This is a genomic window from Nonomuraea sp. NEAU-A123, from assembly GCF_018603905.1.
Taxonomy (GTDB): domain Bacteria; phylum Actinomycetota; class Actinomycetes; order Streptosporangiales; family Streptosporangiaceae; genus Nonomuraea.
Genome location: NZ_JAHFZZ010000025.1, coordinates 33,138 through 48,693, shown reverse-complemented (window position 1 = coordinate 48,693; position 15,556 = coordinate 33,138). Strand labels below are relative to the sequence as shown.

Genomic DNA, 15,556 nt, shown 5'->3' with positions numbered 1-15,556 from the left:
GATGACCGAGCAACGGCCCCTGGTGTCGGCGATCGTGCCCAACTACAACTACGCCGCCTCGCTGAAGCTGTGCCTGAGCGCGCTGCAGGCGCAGACCTACCGGCCGATCGAGCTGATCGTCGTGGACGACGGCAGCACCGACGACTCGGTCGAGATCGCGCGGCGGCTCGGCGTGCGGGTGATCCGCACGGAACGCAACATGGGCGTGGCCGGTGCGCGCAACCTCGGCGTCGCGCACGCGAGCGGTGAAATCCTGATATTCGTGGACTCGGACGTGGCCCCCTACCCCGACGCCGTCGAGGTGGCGGTGGGCATGCTCGCCGCCGATCCGGGGCTCGGCGCGGTGTGCAGCATTCACGACCCTGAGCCGCTGATCCGCGACAGCCTCGTCGAGGAGTACCGGGCGCTGCAGTACCACTACTGGACGGCCAGCTCAGAGGGGCCCATCTCGTTCCTGTTCCCGGCGCTGATGGCGATGCCGCGCCGCGTGTTCGACGACATCGGGCCGTTCAACACGCGCCTGCGCGAGACCGAGGAGGTCGACTACGGTCACCGTCTCACCCAGCGGTATGAGATGGTGCTCACCACCGCGGTGCGCTCGCGGCACGACCACGACGACAAGCTGGTCAAGCTGCTGCGCAAACTGTACCGGCGGGGGCGCGCCCGGGTGCCGCTGTACGCGCGCCGGCGGCGCTTCGCCCGCGGGTTCGAGACCTCCAGCCGGGCCGGCGGCAGCCTCGCCGCGCTGGCGGCGGTGGCCGCGTCGCCGCTGGTGATCATGCTCGGCCCGGCCGGCGCCGCGCCCGCGGTCCTCGCCCTGGCCGTGTCGCTGCTGGCCGACCTCGGCATGTACCGCTTCGTGCTGCGCAGGCGCGGCCCGCTGTTCCTGCTCTATTTCGGCGCCGTGCACTTCCTGGTGAACGTGACCATCGCCGCCGGGGTGGCGGCCGGGGTCGCCCGGTGGCTGTGCTCGGCGAGGTTCCGCCGGCTCTACGACGCCGACCTGACCATGCGCCCCTCGACCACCGGAGAGGCGGCCACATGACGGCTCCCCTCCGGGCGCTTTTCGGCCCGGCGCGCACGACCGACGGCACGTGCGCCGGAACCCGGCCGGTCGGTAGGCGCACATGACCGGCGCCACACAGGCCGCGACGCGCCCCCGCGATTTTCGGCGCGCCTTGGGGGCGCGCCGGAGGATCCCTCTGGTGCTGTGCGCGGCGACCGCCTGGCTGGTGTTCGTGGTGGCGCACCGTGTCCTGTCCGGCCGGGTGTGGTGGTGGCAGCTCCCCGAGCTCGTCCCGCCGCTGGCGTTGGCGGCCGTTCCCGTGGTGCTGCTCGTCGCGGCCCTGGCGGCGCGCCGCGCGCGCCGGGCGGCCGCCGCGGTGGCGCTGGCGTCCTTGGCGCTGGGCGGGGGAGTGAGCGGGCTCAACCTCGCCCCGCTGTGGCACCGCGCCGTCCCGGCTCCGGCGGACGCGATCAAGGTGTTCTCCTGGAACACCTGGTACTGGGACCAGTCCGTGGGCAGCGCGATGCCCCCGCCCACCGGTACGCCCCCGCGGGACGTCGCCGCCTTCTACCGCTACCTCCACGCGCAGGACGCCGACGTGCTGCTGCTGCAGGAGTACGTCTACTTCGGGGCGGACTCCCGGCCGATCCGGGTGAACGACCTGGACAGGCTGCGCCGGGAGTTCCCCGGGTTCCACATCGCCGCGGCGAGCGAGCTGGTGACGCTGTCGCGGTTCCCCATCGTCCTGGAGCGCGGCCTCGACCTGCGTCCGGAGGCGGAGGACAGCCGGGACACGCCCGTGCCGCCCGGCTCCGATTGGCCCGGCTTCTACACGGTGAAGACGCTGCGCACGGACCTGCGCATCGGTAGCCGGACCGTCTCGTTCTACAACTCCCACATCAACTCGCCGGTCGACCCGTCGGCGGGCGGCCTTGACCTGTTGAGCCTCAACCGCACGCAGCACGAGGCACGCAAGGCCAACTTCCGCGTGCTCGCGGCCGACATCCAGGCGAACCCGCTGCCTGCCGTCCTGGCCGGGGACTTCAACGCCTCGCCCGCGATGGGCATCCTGCGCCTGGTGCCGGGGCGGATGGTCGACGCCACCCCGGCGCTGCGCTCGCTCTACCCCGCCACCTGGGACGACCGGTGGCCGTGGTGGCGGATCGACTGGGCGTACACCACGCCGGAGATCACCGTCCACGCGTATCGGCTGGTCCGCTCGGACGGCCTGTCCGACCACAGCGGGCAGCGGCTGGTCCTCTCGCTCAGCCGGTGACCTGGGCGTACAGCAGGCCGGATCGGCCGACCGGCCGGGTCGCCGGGTCCGTGCCGGCCCGCAGGATCGTGAGATGCAGCGCACGCAGCTCCGGCCCCGGCTCGATGCCCAGGTGGTCGGCGAGGTATCCGCGTAGGCGGGCGTACAGGGCCACCGCCTCCGCGCCGCGTCCGAGGGCGCACAGGCCGTGCATCAGCATGCTCGCCAGGGGTTCCGCGAGAGGGTAACGCGGCACCAGCGGGGTCAGCTCGGTGACCACGATGTCGGGGCGGCCCAGGCGCAGGTGCGCCTGGGCCCAGGTGACGATGGCGCCGACGAACTGCTGCTCGATGCCGTACCGCATGCGGGCGGCCCACTCTCCCGGGATGCCGGTGAGCGGCGCGCCGCGCCACAGTTCCATCGCCTCGGCCAGCAGCCGGGTCCGGGCGACGTCGTCGCAGACGCGTAGCTGCGCCTGCTTGGCCAGCCGCCGGAACCGGTGGGCATCCACCCGCTCGGGGTCCACATCAAGGGCGTAACCGCCGTTCCGGCGCTCGATGGAGACCCCGGTGGCGGTGAGCGCCTGCCGCAGGCGGGTGATGTGGGCGTACAGCGAGTCGGTGGCCCGGTCCGGCGGATCGTCCCAGACACGCTCGATCAGCGTGCGGAGCGACACGGGGCGGTCGGCGTCGATCGCCAGGGCGGCCAGCACCGCGCGCCGCTGGGGTGGTCCCAGGGGGACGCAGCGGTCACCGACGGTCACCTCGACCGGTCCCAGTAAGCGGACGTCCATCGCCTTCCTCTCACAATCGTTTCTCATAGGTGGACGACCGCCGCCAGAGACGGGTGGTGAACGAGCACGAGCATCACACCCAGGGTGGCGGCCCACAACATGGAGTTCGCGACCATGACACGGTCGCGCAGCAGCACACGCACCGGGTCGCCCTCCTTGTCCACGAGCTGCATCTGCAGGTACCGGAAGAGGGCGAAGAGCGCGAAGGGAGTGGACAGCATCATCGCGGTCTGGCCGTGCTGCGGGCCGAACGGTCCCTCGTCACGCAGGTACATCAGGCCGGAGACCAGGGCGAGTACGGAGGCGATCTGCAGCAGCCAGTTGGTCAGCTCCATCGAGTAACCGCGCAGCGCGGGCCGGTGGACGGCCCCGGCCTCCAGCAGTTCCTGGCGGCGCTTGCCGATGAGCAGCAGCAGGGACATCGAGAACACCGTGATCAGCAGCCAGGCGGGCGCCCGGTCTCCGGTCACCTCATACCCCTGCACCACGCGCAGGACGAAGCCGACCGCGACCGCGCCCACGTCGACCAGCGGAATGTGCTTGAGCAGGCGGCTGTAGGCGACGTTGAGCACGAGGTACACCAGCACCGGCCAGGAGGACGCCGGTGCCCGGGCGACGATGGCGGTGAGCACCGCCAGCAGGACGACGCAACAGGCGCCCGCGGTCAGCACCCCCACCCGGCCGGCCGCGATGGGGCGGTTGCGCTTGACGGGATGGAGGCGGTCGCGGTGCCGGTCGGCGATGTCGTTGCCGATGTAGACGGCGGCGGAGGCGACCATGAACGCCACGGTGGCCCAGATGACACCGACCACCTCGGCCAGGCTGACAGAGGGGGCGCCGATGAGCGCCACGGGCACGAGAAGGATCGCCTTGGCCGCGTGGGAGGGGCGGATCAGGGCGGCCAGATCCGCGACCAGGTGCTTGCGGGTTTCCACGGCCCGCTCCTGCGCCGCTTCCTGACGCTGCGGGCTCTCTGGGACGTCTGGCGATTCGACAAGGCGCATGCTTTACCCCGATAGCTCAGAAGAAGACCTTCGCCAGCGACAGCGCGCCCTGCCGCCACGCGTCACGGCTCGTCGCACCGCCCGATGAGAGGGCAGGTGAGCCGGCCGCGCGGTGTTCCCGCCACCATGCGTACGTGCGGAGGATCGCGTCCTGGTTGGACAGCTTCGGACGGAAGCCGAGCCGTTCACGGGCCTTGTCGATGCTGACATAGGAGTCGGCGAGCAGCTTGCGCGCCAGCCGCCCGTACACCGGGGACAGCTTGCTGCGCTCCAGCAGCCGGAGCCCGGCCAGGGCCGGTCCCGCGGGCAGCGAGACGACCCGCTTGCCGTGGCCGGCCGCGTCGAGAACCGCCTGGAAGTCCTCACGCAGTGTGCCGAACTCGGCGGCGGCCAGGTTGTAGGTGTCGTCGGCGACGTCGGCCGGCGCGTCGAGCACGATGGCCACGGCGTCCACCAGGTCCTCGATCGCGAACATCTGGATGCGTTTGTCCCCGCTGCCGAGTACCGGGAAGTTGCGGCCCTCCTCGGCCCACTCGAAGAGCATCGCGAACAGGCCCATCCGGCCGGGGCCGAGGAAGGTCTTGGGGCGCAGGATGGGCACGCGCATGCCGTCGGCCCGGTACTTCTCCGCCAGCTCCTCGGCCGCGGCCTTTGCCCTGGTGTAGGGGTCGACCGGCGCGCGCGGATGCTCCTCCGGCGTGGGCACGAGCGTCGGCAGCCCGTAGACGGCGGTGGAGGAGATGTGGACCAGCCGCTCCACGCCGGCTTGGCGCCCGGCCTCCAGGACGGTGCGGGTGCCTCCGACGATCAGGTCGTGGATCTGCTCGGCCGGGTAGCTCGGCAGCGCGCCGGCGCAGTGGACGACCGCGTCCGCCCCGGTCATGGCCTCGGTCATCAGCGGCAGGTCGCGCACGTCGCCGATCCGGTGTCCCGCCGTCAGCAGCGGGTCGTCCTGGGGGCGCAGGTCCACCCCGAGCACGTCGTGGCCGTCGAGTACGAGCCGGCGGGCCAGGTGGCCGCCGAGCATCCCGGCGCTGCCGGTGACTACGACCCGGCGGGCCATCGCGACCCCACCTTCTCTCGCACGAAGCCGGCGAGCAGCCGCGGCAGGCCCTTGGCCAGCGTCTTGTCGAGGCTGTCCAGGAAGTACTCGATGTCCTCCGGTGCGATGGCGAGGGTCGGCGCGACGACGAGGGGGTTGTCGGCGTTCGGGCTGTAGTAGGAGACGATGCCGTGCTCGCGGTAGAGGTCGGCGATGACCGCGAGAGTGATCAGCTTGGTGCGGAACTGCGGGTCGCCGGAGAAGCCGGGCGCGAGCTTGGCGGCCAGGTCGAGCACCTTGGGCCCGCCGCCGAGGAACACGCCCCACAGCGCGCCCACCCCGCTCACCCGGCCGACCACGTCGGGGTGGCGCTTGTGGATGTTCTGCAGGCCGGGGCCCAGGATGCGCTCGATCTGCCGTGCCCGGGCGGGGTAGTCGTCCTCGACGACGATGTTGACGGCCTCGATGGCGGTGACGGTCTCCTCGCCGAAACCGTAGTAGGTGGTGCTGTGCAGGATGACGTCGGAGAGCCGGTCGTAGGCCTTGCGGAAGACGGTCTCGCGGGCGGTGTACCCGGCGATCGACGCCTTGCCGCCGCCGAGGGACTTGGAGTAGACGAGGATGTCGGGCAGCAGGTCGGGGTAGCGCATGAAGTAGAAGAGGCTGCCCGTCTTGCCCCAACCCGTGTAGACCTCGTCGAAAATCAGCATGATGTCGTTCGCGTCGCAGAGCCGTCGCAGCTCGTACAGGTCGTTCTCCGTCCAGCAGCGCATGCTCGACGCGCTGAACGGCTCGGCCATGATCGCGTAGACGTCGCATGTGCCGTCGGGGGTGCGGGCGGCCTCGATGGCCGCGCGGACGGCCGCGATGTCGCCGTAGGGGTGGACGACGATGCCGGGGAGACCGGGGAAGCGGAAGGAGTTCTCGGACGATCCGGTCAGGCTGCCCGCGCCCAGGGTCTTGCCGTGGAAGCTGATGTCGGAGCGGAGGATGGTGTTGCGGCGTCCCTCGTGGTACTTGTACGCCATTTTGACGGCGCCCTCGTTCGCCTCGGCGCCGGAGTTCGGGAAGTAGGAGATGCTCAGGTCGCCCGGCAGCAGCTCGGCGATGTTGTGGCTGAGGGCGGCCACGTACGGTGAGAAGAACGCCTTGTGCACCTCCATGCGCCGGCGGTCGGCGAAGCGGCGCCGTGCCTCAAGGATGCGGGGGTGGTTGTGGCCGTGGTTGAGTACACCGACCCCGCCGGTGACGTCAAGGACCTTGCGGCCGTCGCGGGTCCTGATCCAGGCGCCCTCGGCGCTTTCGACGAGCTCCCGGCCGAAGCCGAAGGAGGTCATGAGGTTGACCTGACTGCGGCTGACGTACCTTCTGTACAGATCTTGGACCTGCTTTACGGTGAAACTTTCACACTCATCAACGCCGATCAGTTCAGACACGTCCGCCCTTCCCGGTTCGCGCGAATATCGCTGGTGCCCGGCCTTCTTCTCGGCGGTGAGAAAAGGTGAGACATGTCGCCAACAATGTCGAATCCGCCTATACCTCGAACCATGCACATGTGTGTAGGTTGGCGGCGGGCTGCGAGACGGCGGAGGAGAAAGGGCGCCCGGGGGCGGATCACCGGATATTTATCAGTCGAATCTCGCGGCGAATAGGGATGATTTCCCGCGTGCGGGGCGGCTCGCGGTCATGTAGGTGGCCGGCTGAGCGGGCGGCGTCCAGACCTCCCGCCGCGCCCTCCAGACGGCCAGTGCCTGGTCCTCCTCGGTGCCCTCCGCCCTGGCCCGCTCGCGGGCGAACAGGCGGAGGAGGTCGTGCATGCGGTACCGGTCGTGGCCGTGTGCCTCGAGAAGCTGGGCTTCCGCGAGGTGGTCCAGCAGGTCGGCGGTGCGCGGCTCGGAGCGGTCGGCCAGGGCCGCGGCGGCCGCGACGCTGATGGCGACGCCATCGAGCAGACTCACCATCCGGAACATCCGGGAGGACTCGGCGTCCAAGCTCCGGTAACTCATCATGAAGCACGCCCGCACGGCCTGACCGTCGGCTTGGAGCTCCGACAGGCGGTGGTCCTCGACCGCCAGCCGGTCGGCCAGGGCGCGCAGTGGCAGTCCCGGCCGGGCGATCAGCCGGGCGGCGGCGATCCTGATCGCCAGCGGCAGCCCGGCGCACAGCCGCACGATCGCGCGCGCCGCCCGCTGCTCGGCTGCCACGCGCTCCTCCCCGATCAGGCGGCCGAGCAGCGTGGAAGTCTCGTCCTCGGCCATGACGCCGAGGCGGAAGTGCGAGGCGGCGTCCAGCGAGGTGAGCATCCTGCGAGCGGTGACCAGCACGCGGCAGGTGGGACTCGCGGGCAGCAGCGGGCGCACCTGCGCGGCGTCGCGGGCGTTGTCGAGCAGGAGCAGCAGGTGCCTGCCGTCGGTCAGCGAGCGGAAGCGGGCCGCGGCCTCGTCCACGTCGGGCCGCCCGGCCGTGTCGTCGCCGAGCGAGCGCAGCAGGCGGGCCAGGACGTCGGCGGGGTTCAGCGGCGCGACGCCGGGTGTGGAGTCGTGCAGGTCCACGTAGAGCCGCCCGTCCGCGAACCGGCCCGCGACCTGATGGGCGACGTGCACGGCCAGCGCCGACTTGCCGACCCCGGCGGCGCCCGTGATCGCCGAGATGGCGGTCGCGCCGGAGGCCGAGGTCAGCATCGTGCGCAGGCGGGTGATCTCGGCGGCCCGGCCGGTGAACGCGGCCGGGCCGATGGGCAGCTCGGCCGGGGCCCTGCGGGCGGCGACCGCCGGCGGCGGCGTCAGGGCGGGGTCGTCGGCGAGGATGCGCTGGTGCATGCGGACCAGGTCCGGGCCGGGGTCGATGCCGACCTCGGCGGCCAGTGTCATCCGCGCGCCCTGATAGATCGTCAACGCGTCGGCCCTGCGGCCGGAACGGTACAAGGCCAGCATGAGCTGTGTCCTGAGCCGCTCGTTCAGCGGGTCCCTGCGGGTCAGAGCCTCCAGGTCGGCGAGCATCTCGTCGTGCTGGCCGAGCGCCAGCCGGGCCTCCAGCGAGGCGTCCACGACGGTCGCCCTCAGCCGCTCCAGCCGCGCCGCCTCGCAGCGCAGCGGCGTGGGCAGGGGCAGCTCTTCCAGGACGGACTCGCCGCGCCACAGGCAAAGGGCCCGGGTCAGCCGTTCGAGCGCGACGTCGTGGCGTCCGGCGGACAGCGCCTGCTGCCCCTGCGCGGCGAGATCCTCGAACAGCGTGACGTCGACCTCGCCGGGCGTGACGCGCAGCAGGTACCCGTTGGGGCCCGCCTCGATGCGGGAGGGGGAGTCGAGCACCTTGCGCAGCGCGGAGATGTAGGTGTAGAGGTTCGACTGCGCGGTGGCGGGCGCGTGCTCGCCCCACAGCCAGTCGAGCATGCGCCGGCTGGGGATCGCCTTGTCCGTGTTGAGCAGCAGGGCGGCCAGCAGCACCCGCTGTTTTCGGCGTCCGAGCGCGATCGGTCTGCCACGAGAGGTACGAACCTCGATCGGCCCGAGGATCTTGAAATCCATGCGACCACCCTGCAGTGCGGGGTTTCATCAACAGGAACCGTACGACGGAATAAGAAGATTACGCGTCCTGAATAACCAGGGGCTAGTGCTGTGAGAGCGGTTCCGCGCAGGCTGAAATTTATCACCGCATCGATATGTGTGGCGTGAGAAATTCGTCTCGGTCGGTTCTTTGGCTGGGTGTCGGGCGTGATTCGCCATACGGCCCTCGAACGGCCTGAATTCTCGTGCGGTTACCGTTGCTGGGGCATCGCCGAGAACGGGGGAATGGTGTCCACGCACCGGCCCGCCGCATCGAGGATGCGTCCGCTGTGCTTGATGACCCGCAGGGTGATGGCGCGGTCGTCGACCGTCATCCGTGGCAGCCGGGCGGTGAGCCGCTCCTCGAAGCGCACCACGTCCGACGTGGTACGCAACCATGCCTCCAGATACAGGTTCTGCGGCCCGGCGGTGATGAAGGCGACCCGGACCTCGGGGATGGCGGCCAGTTCCTTGTTCGTCTCGGCCAGAGAGTCCATCGGCACCCGCGCCCAGAAGCAAGCGGTGACCGGCCAGCCCGACAGCGTCCGCGCCATGTCGCAGCGCAGCGTCAACTGACCGCTGCCCAGCAGCGCGTTCATCCGGCGGCGGGCGGTGGCGAGGCTGGTGCCGATCTCCGCGGCGAGTTCGGCCAGGCCCAACCTGCCGTCCCTGGCCAGCGCGCCGGCCAGGGCATGGTCCACCTCCCGCAGCGTGAGGGGCGGGGCCGGTCGCGGGCGCGCCGCCTCGCTGAGGCGCGCCACCGCGGCGGGCTCCAGGTTGCGCAGCCGCCAGCGGCTGCTGGCCCGTGCGTCACCGACCATCAGGTAGCTGCCCATGCGCGCCACGCCGGGTAGCCGGCCGGGTCGTTCCAGCAGGTAGTGCGAGAGTTCCTCCAGGTTCCGCGCCACGACCAGCGCGACCAGGTCCCGGCGGCCGCTCATGAGCTTGATGCCGTAGGCCTGCGGATCGGCCGACAGGGTCTCGGCGACCTCGACGACGCGTCCTGGATGGCAGTTGATCTCCAGGATCGCCCCGCATTCCTGCGTGAACCCGTTGGTGAGGAAGCCGGTGACCCAGGCATGGCCGGCGGACCGCATCCGGCGCCAGCGCCGTGACGCCGTGGCCGGGTCGACCTGCAGGACCTCGCCGACGAGCGACCATGGGGCCCGGGGGTGGGTCTGCAGGGCGTTGACGATCGCCAGGTCGAGTTCGTCGGGCAGCTGCGCGGCGGAATCCGGCCGGTCGGCCATGTCACATCCCTGCATGTCTGGTTTGCACGTAATCCGGCATCCAGCCGACTGCGGTGAAAAAATCCGGCGATTTTGCTGAGTGCGGCGAATGCCCTACCGAGACTACCGGTCTAAGGGCACCACGCCACCGGCGCGAACTCACCCCTGGAGACAGCCAATGACCTGGGCTCCGGCCTGCGACACAGCCTTGCGGTTCGAAGGCGCCGCGCTCATCGACGGCTCCGGCGCCCCGCCCGTTCCGAACGCCACGGTCATCACCGATGAGGACGGCCGGATCCGCTATGCCGGCTCAGCCGCCCAGGCACCGGCCACCTCCGAGGCGGTCGTGATCGACGTGACCGGGCGCACTCTGCTGCCAGGGTTCTTCGACTGTCACGTCCACATGGCCATGACGCCCGGCCGCCGGCTGACCGAGGGGCTGGGCGCCGATCCGGTCGTGGACGTCTTCGCCACCGCCGCTCGACTGCGCGAGACCCTGCACGCGGGCGTCACCACGGTCCGCGATCTGGGCGGTACCCCCGCCGGCTTCCGCACGGCCATCGAGCAGGGCCTCATCGAAGGCCCTCGCCTCCAGGTCGCCGTCAAGGTCATCGGGCATACCGGCGGCCATGCCGACTGCCGGCTGCCCAGCGGGGTCAACGCCGCTCCCTGGCTCACCGAGCTCGCCGACACCCCTGATCAAGTACGCGTGGCCGCCCGCAGGATGCTCCGGGACGGTGCCGATGTGATCAAGGTGTGCGCCACCGGAGGCATGGGCAGCCCGCACGACGACCCCGACGACGAGGGGCTGACCATCGAGGAGATGCGGGCGGCGGTCACCGAGGGACGCCGGCACCGTGGCCGCAAGGTCGCCGCCCACGCGCAGGGAGCCGCCGGAATCCGCAACGCTCTGCTCAGCGGAGTCACCAGCGTCGAGCACGCCTACGGCATCACCGACGAGCTGTGCGACCTCGCCCGTCAGCAGGACGCGTTCCTGGTGCCGACCCTGGCGACCGCGTTCCGGCCACTCGACCCGGCCGGCATGCCCGAATACCACTATCGCAAGAAGTCCCGCTGGGCGGGCGTGACCAAGGAGAACATCGCCCGCGCCATCTCCCAGGGCGTCAAGATCGCCGTGGGCACCGACGCAGGAGTGACGCCCCATGGGTTCAACCTGCGAGAACTGTCCTACCTCGTCGAACTCGGCATGGAGCCGATGGCCGCCATCGTGGCCGGCACCCGCGCCTCGGCGGAGCTGCTCGGCCTCGCCGACACCCTCGGCACCGTCGAGACAGGCAAGATCGCCGATCTCGTCGTCGTGGCCGGCGACCCACTCGCCGACATCTCCCTCCTCGGCCGTCCGCAGAGCATCGTCCTGGTCGCTCAGGCCGGAGTCATCCGCAAGAACCTGCTCTGAGGCTCTCCTGAGCCGCCCGAATCTCCGCATCCTTGAGGAGGACAGCGCGCAATGGACACGCGACACAGGATCGGCATCCTGGGCGCGGGCAACATCTTCGGCCGCTATGCCGAAGGTCTGCGCACGCTGCCCGGCCTCGAACTGGTCAGGGTCGCCGACATCGAGGCCGCCCGGCACAGCGGCCGCCTGCTGGGAGCGGCGCCGGACACCTTCCTCGGCAGCGCCGGCCAGACCGCCCGCCACGCGATCGACGCCGGCCTGATCGGCGAGCCGGTCGGCGTCTCGGCGTCATCTCAGCAGGAGGGACGGCTCGTCGCCATCGAGAGCACCTGCGCGCGCCCCGAGCCCCGCTACACCCGCTGACCTCCCGAAAGGAACAGATATGAAGATCAGTCGAAATCGCATCGCCATCAACCCCCTGCAGTGGGTGGCCAGCCCTGATGGCTGGATCGACCCCTCCCTCGCGCCGTCGTTGGATGAGCAGCTGACGACGATCCGTGAGGCCGGACTCACGGCCGTGCACAGCTCCGTACCCGCCGGTGTGACGGCCGAGGATTACGCGAAGTCGCTCGCCGATCACGGGCTGAGCGCCGCGCCGGGCTACCTCCCGGTACGTCTCAGCGACGACGCGACCGAGAAGGGGCAGCTCATGGACAGCGCCGCCCGCCTCGCCGAGCAACACGCGGTGCTGGGCGTGCCGACGATGTTCCTGGCCATGGGCATGGCCAAGGACGCGCCACGCGTGGCCCGGCCGGCGGTCGGTCACCTGGCCGACCAGGACCGCCTGGAACGGGTGCGGGACCTGCTGGCCGAGGTGGCCGGCGTCATCGGGGCCGGCGGAATCACTCCGGCCTTTCACCCGCACGTGGGCACCTGGGCCGAGACAGAGGAGGAGACCCGGTTCGTTCTGGACACCGTGGACGCCTCCCTGCTCGCCTTCGGCCCGGACATGGGCCACCTGGCCTGGGCCGGCGCTGATGCCGCACAGCTCGTCCGCGACTACGCCGACCGGGTGGCGAGCGTCCACATCAAGGACCTCCGGCTGACGCTCGCCGAGCGGGCCAAGAACGAGGGCTGGGACTACCGCCGGACCGTCCTGGCCGGCCTGTGGTCCGAACCGGGTCAGGGCGAGGCGGACATCGACGGTTTCCTGCGGGCCCTGCCGGAGGACTTCGACGGCTGGCTGATCGTCGAGGTCGACCGCGGCGCCCAGGCGACGCCGGAGGACAGCGTCCGGATGTGCGGAGCATGGGCCGCCGCGCAGACGTAAACGGTCCTGCGGTCGGGGAGAAGGAACCGATGGAGAAACCATGCGTAGGACAGCACCGCTCATAGGAGCGGGAATTCTGATGTTCGGCGCGGCGGCCTGCGGGAGCGGGGGAGCGTCCGCGTGATGAGCGGCGCGGGGTCGGCCGCGGTCGGCCCGGTCGTGCACATCGTCGACGACGACCACGACCTGAGACAGTCGCTGGCCTTTCTCTTCGAGAGCGTCGGAATCCAAGCGCTCACCTATCCCGACGCCGCGACGTTCCTCGCCGAGTACGACCCGGCCGAGCCGGCCGTGCTGATCGTCGACGTCCGGATGCCCGGCGTGAGCGGGTTCGAGCTGCAGGAGCAGTTGCTCGGGCTCGACTATCCCGCCCCGATCATCTTCTGCTCCGCGCACGGTGATATCGCGATGTCGGTACGGGCGCTGAGACGAGGGGCGGTCGACTTCCTGGAGAAGCCCTACAAGCCGCAGCAGATGCTCGAAGTCGTTCAGGAGCAGTCGCGGGAGGCCGGGCGGCGCTTCAGTGAGCACGCTCACCGGCAGGCCGTCCGCGAACGGGTCGAGTCGCTCACCGCGCGGGAGCTCGAGGTGCTCAGGCTCGTCGTCGATGGCCTGCCCAGCCAGCTCATCTCCCGCCGGCTCGGCACCAGCGTGAAGACCGTCGATGTGCACCGTGCCCGGATCAAGGCCAAGACCGGCGCCGAGAGCCTGGGGGCGCTGGTGCGTGATGTGCTCCACTACCGGATCGATCTGTGACGGCTCGGTGGCCGGCCGCTCGTCACGAGGACACGACCGGTCAGGCGCTGAGCGCGGTGGCGGCGAGAGCGTGGAAGCGGCGCTGGAAGTAGACCAGGGCGCCGCTGTCCACGCGTGCGGTGACCGCGTCGATCTCGACGAAGGCCACCGTGTGCGAGCCTTGCCTACGCTTGGTGATGATGCGTCCGACGACCGAGGCGAGCGCGTCGCGCAGTACGGGCACACCATGGGTGTCGAAGTCCCAGGAGCCCTCGCCGAAGCGCTCGGCGGTCGGCACGTTCGTCGCGCCGGCGAAGTGCAGCGCCAGCTCCTCCTGGTCGGTGCCGAGTACATTGACGCAGATGCGCCCGTTGGCGAGGACGATGTCGTGCGAGCTGCTGGAGCGGTTGACGCAGACCAGCATGGTGGGCGGGGTGTCGGTGACGGCGCACGCCGCGCTCACCGTCACGCCTGCTCGGCCGTGCCGGCCGTCGGTGGTGACGACGTTGACGGCGGCGGAGAGGTTCGCCATCGCGGTACGGAAACTGCGCTGGGCCTCGGTCTGGTCATCCACGGCTGCCTCCTGACGGTGAGCGGGTGCCTTTCGAAGCTAGGCCGCGACCGTCAGGCGCCGATAGTGAGATTTCATCCGCACCGGCTGAGGGTTTCCCCTACTCGCGCCCTGGCTGCGCGAGCGGCAGTTGGAACCCGAACCGCGATCCGCCCTCGTCCCGTTTCGCCGCCCAGATCGTGCCGTGCTGACGGGTGATGATCCGGTAGCTGAGCGCCAGGCCGATCCCGCTGCCGTGCTCCTTGGAGGTGAACGACTCCGCGAACGGGTCGCGCGGCAGACCCCGGCCCCGGTCGTCCACGGTGAAGGTGCCGTCAGCGGCCGTGGCGATGGTGATCGACTTCGCCGCGGACGGTGACTGTGCCATTTCGTCGACGGCGTTGAAGGCGAGGTTGAGCACCACCTGGCCGGTCAGCACCCGTTCGCAGCGCACCAGCACCGGCTCGGGACTGAGCCGGATCTGGACCTCGACCCCGAGCGGCGCCGCGCGCAGCCGCACGAAGTAAAGGCACTCCTCGACGATGTCGTTGAGGTCGGCCACCTGTTCCACCTGCTCCAGGTGGCCGACGAAGGCACGCACCGAGCTCACGATCGCGGAGGCGCGTTCGATCTGGTTGACCGCACCGGTGATGCCGTGGGTCAGCTGGCCGGCGACGCCTTTCGGCAGCCGCTCCTGCCGTTCGAACTGGTCGGCCCGGTGGCGCACCCCGGCCAGGAAGTTGGCGGCCGCGGCCAGCGGCTGGCCGAGTTCGTGGGCGATCGCCATGGCCATGTCGCCCATGGCGTTGTAGCGGGCCAGGTGGTTCTCCCGGTGCAGCTCGCGGGTGCGGCGGACCTGGTCCTGGACCCGGTCGGAGACATCGTGCAGGATCATCAGCAGCGCGTCGCCGTCCTCCTCCCGCAGCCGCTCCAGCGACCCTTCCAGCCAGACCCGCTCGCCATCGGGGTGGCGCACGTCCAACTGGACCGGCGTGACCGGAGTGGCGCGGGCGAGGACGTCCTGCCAGCTCACCTCGCGGCCGTCGAGCTGCAGCCGGGCGAACGCGGTCAGTGGCCGCATCGGCTCGACCGCCCGCTCGTTCACCGGTGCGCCGATCGCGCTGAGCGCGGTGTCGGTCGCGAAGCGGATCACCCCCGTCGCGTCCAGCATCAAGGCGAGGGTGGAGGTGTGGTGGGCCAGCGCGTCGACGTACGACGTGGTGAGCCGCAGCTCGCGCTCCACCCGCTGCTCACGCTCGATGTCGCGGAACTGCACCATCACCGCCGGCCCCTGCGCGAGCTCGACCCGCATCGCGAGGGCGTCCGTCGGGATGACCCGCCCGGACTTGGAGCGGTAGTGCCATTCGATCCGGCTCGCGCCCTTCTCCACGGCGTCCTGCAGCCAGTCGCGGCCGATGATCCGGTCGTACTGCTGCGCCGAGCTGCTCATGTGGTTGGCCTTGAGTGGCCGGATCTCGTTCAGCGTGAATTCCAGCAGCTCGCAGGCGGCCGGGTTGGCCCACAGGATGTTCTTGGTCGCCGCGTCGTGAACGAGGACGCACATCCGGGAGGCGTTCATCATCGCCACGAAGTCGTCGCTGACGAGCTCGGGAGCCTGCGGATCTACTCGCACCACCACAGCGTAGGTCCCGGGCCGGAGAACGGGTGTTAAAGAAATCCCCTACGTCAGGCCGAGGAAATGACGACTGA

At 70.5% G+C, this 15,556-nt stretch carries 14 protein-coding genes; 6 read left to right on the top strand and 8 right to left on the bottom strand.

Features of this window, described 5'->3' with window-relative positions; genetic code table 11:
- Position 1 precedes the first annotated feature (1 nt).
- Both KLK06_RS48055 and KLK06_RS48050 read left to right on the top strand, forming a co-directional pair.
- Positions 2-1,045: a glycosyltransferase family A protein gene (locus tag KLK06_RS48055; RefSeq protein WP_214642458.1), complete on the top strand. Its 1,044-nt coding sequence runs from the start codon at positions 2-4 to the stop codon at positions 1,043-1,045.
- 160 nt (positions 1,046-1,205) lie between these two features.
- Entirely contained in the window at positions 1,206-2,282 is a 1,077-nt protein-coding gene (locus KLK06_RS48050; protein WP_214642457.1) for an endonuclease/exonuclease/phosphatase family protein, read from the top strand.
- On the opposite strand, the gene KLK06_RS48045 is transcribed toward KLK06_RS48050, so the two are convergent.
- The 6 genes from KLK06_RS48045 to KLK06_RS48020 all read right to left on the bottom strand — a co-directional run bounded on the left by KLK06_RS48045 (position 2,272) and on the right by KLK06_RS48020 (position 9,895).
- Entirely contained in the window at positions 2,272-3,054 is a 783-nt protein-coding gene (locus tag KLK06_RS48045) for a BTAD domain-containing putative transcriptional regulator (RefSeq protein ID WP_214642456.1), read from the bottom strand. The two genes, KLK06_RS48050 and KLK06_RS48045, sit on opposite strands and share 11 nt — an antisense overlap.
- A 23-nt stretch (positions 3,055-3,077) precedes the next feature.
- The gene (locus KLK06_RS48040) at positions 3,078-3,989 is read right to left on the bottom strand and encodes a UbiA prenyltransferase family protein (RefSeq protein ID WP_214642455.1); all 912 of its coding nucleotides are present in this window, start codon (positions 3,987-3,989) and stop codon (positions 3,078-3,080) included.
- A gap of 85 nt (positions 3,990-4,074) precedes the next feature.
- Complete coding sequence (locus KLK06_RS48035) at positions 4,075-5,121, bottom strand: NAD(P)-dependent oxidoreductase (RefSeq protein WP_214642454.1); 1,047 nt, start codon at positions 5,119-5,121, stop codon at positions 4,075-4,077.
- Complete coding sequence (locus KLK06_RS48030; protein WP_250907172.1) at positions 5,103-6,437, bottom strand: aspartate aminotransferase family protein; 1,335 nt, start codon at positions 6,435-6,437, stop codon at positions 5,103-5,105. The genes KLK06_RS48035 and KLK06_RS48030 overlap by 19 nt, the downstream gene beginning before the upstream one ends.
- A 291-nt stretch (positions 6,438-6,728) precedes the next feature.
- Positions 6,729-8,627: an AfsR/SARP family transcriptional regulator gene (locus tag KLK06_RS48025; protein ID WP_214642452.1), complete on the bottom strand. Its 1,899-nt coding sequence runs from the start codon at positions 8,625-8,627 to the stop codon at positions 6,729-6,731.
- Positions 8,628-8,857: 230 nt separating this feature from the next.
- Positions 8,858-9,895, bottom strand: coding sequence for an Lrp/AsnC family transcriptional regulator (locus tag KLK06_RS48020; protein WP_214642451.1), 1,038 nt, complete (start codon positions 9,893-9,895; stop codon positions 8,858-8,860).
- 157 nt (positions 9,896-10,052) lie between these two features.
- On the opposite strand from KLK06_RS48020, the gene KLK06_RS48015 reads away from it, so the two are divergent.
- From KLK06_RS48015 to KLK06_RS48000, 4 genes are all read left to right on the top strand, one after another.
- A complete protein-coding gene (locus KLK06_RS48015; RefSeq protein WP_214642450.1) occupies positions 10,053-11,291 on the top strand; it encodes an amidohydrolase family protein in 1,239 nt (412 codons plus the stop codon).
- A 51-nt stretch (positions 11,292-11,342) separates the two neighbouring features.
- Positions 11,343-11,654 carry a hypothetical protein gene (locus KLK06_RS48010; RefSeq protein WP_214642449.1) on the top strand — a complete coding sequence of 104 codons (312 nt, stop codon included), beginning with the start codon at positions 11,343-11,345 and terminating at the stop codon, positions 11,652-11,654.
- A gap of 19 nt (positions 11,655-11,673) precedes the next feature.
- Positions 11,674-12,561 carry a sugar phosphate isomerase/epimerase gene (locus KLK06_RS48005; RefSeq protein ID WP_214642448.1) on the top strand — a complete coding sequence of 296 codons (888 nt, stop codon included), beginning with the start codon at positions 11,674-11,676 and terminating at the stop codon, positions 12,559-12,561.
- Positions 12,562-12,684: 123 nt separating this feature from the next.
- Positions 12,685-13,317 carry a response regulator transcription factor gene (locus KLK06_RS48000; protein WP_250907195.1) on the top strand — a complete coding sequence of 211 codons (633 nt, stop codon included), beginning with the start codon at positions 12,685-12,687 and terminating at the stop codon, positions 13,315-13,317.
- A gap of 40 nt (positions 13,318-13,357) precedes the next feature.
- Here the strand turns inward: KLK06_RS48000 and KLK06_RS47995 are convergent, their stop codons facing one another.
- Entirely contained in the window at positions 13,358-13,870 is a 513-nt protein-coding gene (locus KLK06_RS47995; protein WP_214642446.1) for a flavin reductase, read from the bottom strand.
- Between the two features lie 97 nt (positions 13,871-13,967).
- Positions 13,968-15,479: a PAS domain-containing sensor histidine kinase gene (locus KLK06_RS62715; RefSeq protein ID WP_214642445.1), complete on the bottom strand. Its 1,512-nt coding sequence runs from the start codon at positions 15,477-15,479 to the stop codon at positions 13,968-13,970.
- Between the last annotated feature and the right edge of the window lie 77 nt (positions 15,480-15,556).